The 234-nt window shown below is 58.5% G+C and carries 1 protein-coding gene; it reads right to left on the minus strand.

What is annotated here, in order from left to right; all coding sequences use genetic code 11:
• Positions 1-234: hypothetical protein (locus R0J92_RS26790; protein WP_411053918.1), on the minus strand; the 234-nt coding region annotated here is incomplete at both ends.

Consider the following 234-nt stretch of genomic DNA (forward strand, 5'->3'; position numbering starts at 1 on the left):
GTTCTGTTCTGCGCTTTGAGCCTTGGAAGCCTCCGCCAGTGCTACCTGAACAGTCGGTTCCGTTCCCGGAACCGGACCGGTCTGCGGTAGGGTCACATCATAAGATGGATCCTGCGGAACAGAAGGCGATTGCGGCGAATAGGCGAGGGCAAGATTGTATGGTTCCTGCGGGACAGGGTTCTGCAGCGAGCCATCGCGGTTGCGCTTTTCGTAGAAGGAATTGCCACCGGCGAC

It is taken from the genome of Tritonibacter sp. SIMBA_163 (assembly GCF_046535935.1).
Taxonomy (GTDB): Bacteria; Pseudomonadota; Alphaproteobacteria; order Rhodobacterales; family Rhodobacteraceae; genus Epibacterium; species Epibacterium scottomollicae.